Source organism: Streptococcus mitis (assembly GCF_002860865.1).
Taxonomy (GTDB): Bacteria; Bacillota; Bacilli; order Lactobacillales; family Streptococcaceae; genus Streptococcus; species Streptococcus mitis_AT.
The window spans coordinates 1-2,040 of the sequence record NZ_PKIE01000018.1 but is presented as its reverse complement, the minus strand read 5'-3'; the positions used below and the strand labels follow the sequence as shown (position 1 = coordinate 2,040).

Here is a 2,040-nt window from a genome sequence, read left to right as displayed (position 1 = left end):
CTCTAGAGATAGAGATTTCCTTCGGGACAGAGGTGACAGGTGGTGCATGGTTGTCGTCAGCTCGTGTCGTGAGATGTTGGGTTAAGTCCCGCAACGAGCGCAACCCCTATTGTTAGTTGCCATCATTCAGTTGGGCACTCTAGCGAGACTGCCGGTAATAAACCGGAGGAAGGTGGGGATGACGTCAAATCATCATGCCCCTTATGACCTGGGCTACACACGTGCTACAATGGCTGGTACAACGAGTCGCAAGCCGGTGACGGCAAGCTAATCTCTTAAAGCCAGTCTCAGTTCGGATTGTAGGCTGCAACTCGCCTACATGAAGTCGGAATCGCTAGTAATCGCGGATCAGCACGCCGCGGTGAATACGTTCCCGGGCCTTGTACACACCGCCCGTCACACCACGAGAGTTTGTAACACCCGAAGTCGGTGAGGTAACCTTTTAGGAGCCAGCCGCCTAAGGTGGGATAGATGATTGGGGTGAAGTCGTAACAAGGTAGCCGTATCGGAAGGTGCGGCTGGATCACCTCCTTTCTAAGGATAAGGAACTGCGCATTGGTCTTGTTTAGTCTTGAGAGGTCTTGTGGGGCCTTAGCTCAGCTGGGAGAGCGCCTGCTTTGCACGCAGGAGGTCAGCGGTTCGATCCCGCTAGGCTCCATTGGTGAGAGATCACCAAGTAATGCACATTGAAAATTGAATATCTATATCAAATAGTAACAAGAAAATAAACCGAAAACGCTGTAGTATTAATAAGAGTTTATGACTGAAAGGTCAGAAAATAAGGTTAAGTTAATAAGGGCGCACGGTGGATGCCTTGGCACTAGGAGCCGAAGAAGGACGTGACAAACGACGATATGCCTTGGGTAGCTGTAAGTAAGCGATGATCCAGGGATTTCCGAATGGGGGAACCCAACAGGTACTACCTGTTACCCGCATCTGTTAAGGATGTGAGGAGGAAGACGCAGTGAACTGAAACATCTAAGTAGCTGCAGGAAGAGAAAGCAAAAGCGATTGCCTTAGTAGCGGCGAGCGAAACGGCAGAAGGGCAAACCGAAGAGTTTACTCTTCGGGGTTGTAGGACTGTAATGTGGACTCAAAGATTATAGAAGAATGATTTGGGAAGATCAGCCAAAGAGAGTAATAGCCTCGTATTTAAAATAGTCTTTGTACCTAGCAGTATCCTGAGTACGGCGGGACACGCGAAATCCCGTCGGAATCTGGGAGGACCATCTCCCAACCCTAAATACTCCCTAGTGACCGATAGTGAACCAGTACCGTGAGGGAAAGGTGAAAAGCACCCCGGGAGGGGAGTGAAATAGAACCTGAAACCGTGTGCCTACAACAAGTTCGAGCCCGTTAATGGGTGAGAGCGTGCCTTTTGTAGAATGAACCGGCGAGTTACGTTATGATGCGAGGTTAAGTTGAAGAGACGGAGCCGTAGGGAAACCGAGTCTGAACAGGGCGAATTAGTATCATGACGTAGACCCGAAACCATGTGACCTACCCATGAGCAGGTTGAAGGTGCGGTAAGACGCACTGGAGGACCGAACCAGGGCACGTTGAAAAGTGCTTGGATGACTTGTGGGTAGCGGAGAAATTCCAAACGAACTTGGAGATAGCTGGTTCTCTCCGAAATAGCTTTAGGGCTAGCGTCGACATTAGAGATTCTTGGAGGTAGAGCACTGTTTGGGTGAGGGGTCCATCCCGGATTACCAATCTCAGATAAACTCCGAATGCCAATGAATTATGGTCGGCAGTCAGACTGCGAGTGCTAAGATCCGTAGTCGAAAGGGAAACAGCCCAGACCACCAGCTAAGGTCCCAAAATAATTGTTAAGTGGAAAAGGATGTGGGGTTGCACAGACAACTAGGATGTTAGCTTAGAAGCAGCTATTCATTCAAAGAGTGCGTAATAGCTCACTAGTCGAGTGACCCTGCGCCGAAAATGTACCGGGGCTAAAACAATTTACCGAAGCTGTGGATACCTTTATAGGTATGGTAGGAGAGCGTTCTATGTGTGAAGAAGGTGTACCGTGAGGAG

General features: G+C 49.4%; 1 tRNA gene and 2 rRNA genes (1 of these 3 only partly in view). All 3 read left to right on the top strand.

Going from position 1 to position 2,040, the window contains the following annotated elements:
- Positions 1–534: ribosomal RNA gene (locus CYK18_RS10610) — 16S ribosomal RNA — on the top strand; it begins 1,058 nt to the left of the window's first position.
- A gap of 51 nt (positions 535–585) precedes the next feature.
- Positions 586–658 (top strand) — tRNA-Ala (locus tag CYK18_RS10605).
- A gap of 124 nt (positions 659–782) precedes the next feature.
- Positions 783–2,040: ribosomal RNA gene (locus CYK18_RS10600) — 23S ribosomal RNA — on the top strand; the annotation flags it as partial.